The organism is Pseudomonas sp. Au-Pse12 (genome assembly GCF_021341665.1).
Classification (GTDB): Bacteria; Pseudomonadota; Gammaproteobacteria; order Pseudomonadales; family Pseudomonadaceae; genus Aquipseudomonas.
The window spans coordinates 1-2,246 of the sequence record NZ_JAJTTH010000032.1; the positions used below are offsets into that span (position 1 = coordinate 1).

Below are 2,246 nucleotides of genomic sequence, written 5' to 3' on the forward strand. Positions count from 1 at the left end.
AGTACCCACGTTAACGTGCGGCTTATTACGTTCGAACTTTTCCTTAGCCATCGAAATCACCCCTAGGAGAAGAATTGAGCAAGTCACATCAACCATTAAAACAAAGGCAGATATTTTCATATCTGCCTTGTTATATGGAGCTCTTGAGCGGATTTGAACCGCTGACCTCACCCTTACCAAGGGTGTGCTCTACCAACTGAGCTACAAGAGCGTAACACTTTGCAAAACCTACAAACTTGGAGCGGGTAGCGGGAATCGAACCCGCATCATCAGCTTGGAAGGCTGAGGTTCTACCACTAAACTATACCCGCGGAGCCTGCAGCTCTCGCTAAATCTGGTGGAGGGGGAAGGATTCGAACCTTCGAAGTCGTAGACGTCAGATTTACAGTCTGATCCCTTTGGCCGCTCGGGAACCCCTCCTAAGCGAGGCGACATTCTACATCATGCCACCCTTCTGTCAAGCATTTTCTCAATAAAATCTTGAGGTTAGCTGCGTTGACCTCGCTTCGCTGCTTTGACTTCTTGAAGTCTTCGCTGCGGAGCGGGCGCCATTCTATGCAACCTATTCGACAGTTGCAACCCCCTCGCAGGGCATTATTTTATGTTTTAACTCATTGAATTCTTTAGCAAGGTTCTGCAGCTGCTGATCATCCAGTAAATGCTTGCTTTCAGGAGCTACACGCAACCAGAGGCCGGAAGAACCAGGAACACTCAAGGACTGTAGGCGCACATCTGCCCCCAATACTATGAGCCGCTGCTCAAGCATCTGAGCCACATCTCGGCGAGCAAAGCCACCTAAATAGAGACAGCCCGCATCCACCTCTCCCTGCCTAGCCTTATCTCGCCGCTCAACCGTGTCTGCCGACTCACTCAACAAACGAATATCTTGCTGAGAACCTCGATAGAGCGAAAGAGGCATAACCTCTTTCGCACGAAGAGGCGCCTCCTGCTGATGCCAGATGTAATAAAAACCGTTAAGGACCAATAACAACAAAAACAACCAGCGCATAAAAACCTCGAGACAGAGGACAGGCCGTATCCAACTCGAAAAACCGAATAAAGCATAACCCGGTCTTTCTGGAGCAATACAACAACCAGCGACCCCAAAGAACACAACTCAAGCCTAGCAACGGCAGATCTCGCGAAAAGCCGCACATACGCATTCTATGGTGCTATTTCGCAACCAAACTCAAGAGCCATCGCGCAGCCTCAAGCTGAGCTCGCCTCCGCTATACACTCTCTCTTCACCTTCCACACTCAGTCGCAAAGCCCCTTGGCGATCAATCCCAAGCACAACACCATCGACCTTATTTACACCTGCGATCAGAGAGACTGCGCGGCCCTGCCAAAGATGGCCTTGCTCCCACTCTTCCTGAATAGCAGAGAAGCCATTACGTTTATGACGCTCCAAATAGGAGACAAGGACCTCACTCAGCCGAGCAACCAGCTGATTGCGATCAACAGTTTTGCCGGACTCCAACCTTACCGAGGTCCATTCCTGGTCAACCTCTTCGGCGCTCTGCATATTCACATTGATCCCAACCCCCAAGACCACATGACACACATCCGCGGGGTCACCCACCAATTCCAAAAGTATTCCCGCAACCTTCTTCCGGCCAACCAGAACGTCATTTGGCCATTTAAGCCCCGCGCCAGGAATTCCATGCTCTCGAAGGGTATGCATAACCGCCAGCCCCACGACCAGGCTAAGACCCTCCAGCTGCCGCATACCTCCATCTATACGCAAAACCAGGCTGTAATAGATATTTTCTGCGAAAGGGCTGACCCATTTGCGTCCGCGCCGCCCTCGGCCTGCCGTCTGACGCTCCGCCAGCACAAGAATGGGAGAGCCTCCCCCCTGCTCAATAGAACGCAGCGCCTCCGCATTTGTGGAGTCGATAGAGTCAAAAATTCGGACATCCCAAGCCTTCACAGAGGAAGAGTGCTGACCTATCTCAGCTTCACTTAGTAACGTGATCGGGGAGGCCAACTGGTACCCGCGCCCTCGCACTTTATGGATGACAAGCCCCAATTCCGCCTCCAGAAGCTGTAACTGCTTCCAAATAGCGCTACGACTGACACCCAGCGATTCCCCAAGAGCCTGACCCGAGTGAAATCGCCCATCCTTCAGAAGCTCTAACAACGTCGACATGCAGTTCCGCCTCACAATGAGGCTGGCATGATAGCCATGCCTCAAAGCCATTGCATAGAAAACACCGCCAGGCGAACAAGCCAAGCGAACTCTC

At 51.9% G+C, this 2,246-nt stretch carries 2 protein-coding genes and 3 tRNA genes; all 5 read right to left on the reverse strand.

Features of this window, described 5'->3' with window-relative positions:
* Positions 1-135: 135 nt before the first annotated feature.
* Positions 136-211: transfer RNA gene (locus tag LXM55_RS32260), tRNA-Thr, on the reverse strand.
* Between the two features lie 26 nt (positions 212-237).
* Positions 238-311, reverse strand: a tRNA-Gly gene (locus tag LXM55_RS32265).
* A gap of 24 nt (positions 312-335) precedes the next feature.
* Positions 336-420: transfer RNA gene (locus tag LXM55_RS32270), tRNA-Tyr, on the reverse strand.
* Between the two features lie 142 nt (positions 421-562).
* The gene (locus LXM55_RS32275) at positions 563-1,009 is read right to left on the reverse strand and encodes a hypothetical protein (protein ID WP_233324186.1); all 447 of its coding nucleotides are present in this window, start codon (positions 1,007-1,009) and stop codon (positions 563-565) included.
* A gap of 180 nt (positions 1,010-1,189) precedes the next feature.
* On the reverse strand, positions 1,190-2,152 hold the full coding sequence (gene birA / locus LXM55_RS32280; RefSeq protein WP_233324187.1) for a bifunctional biotin--[acetyl-CoA-carboxylase] ligase/biotin operon repressor BirA: 963 nt from the start codon (positions 2,150-2,152) through the stop codon (positions 1,190-1,192).
* Between the last annotated feature and the right edge of the window lie 94 nt (positions 2,153-2,246).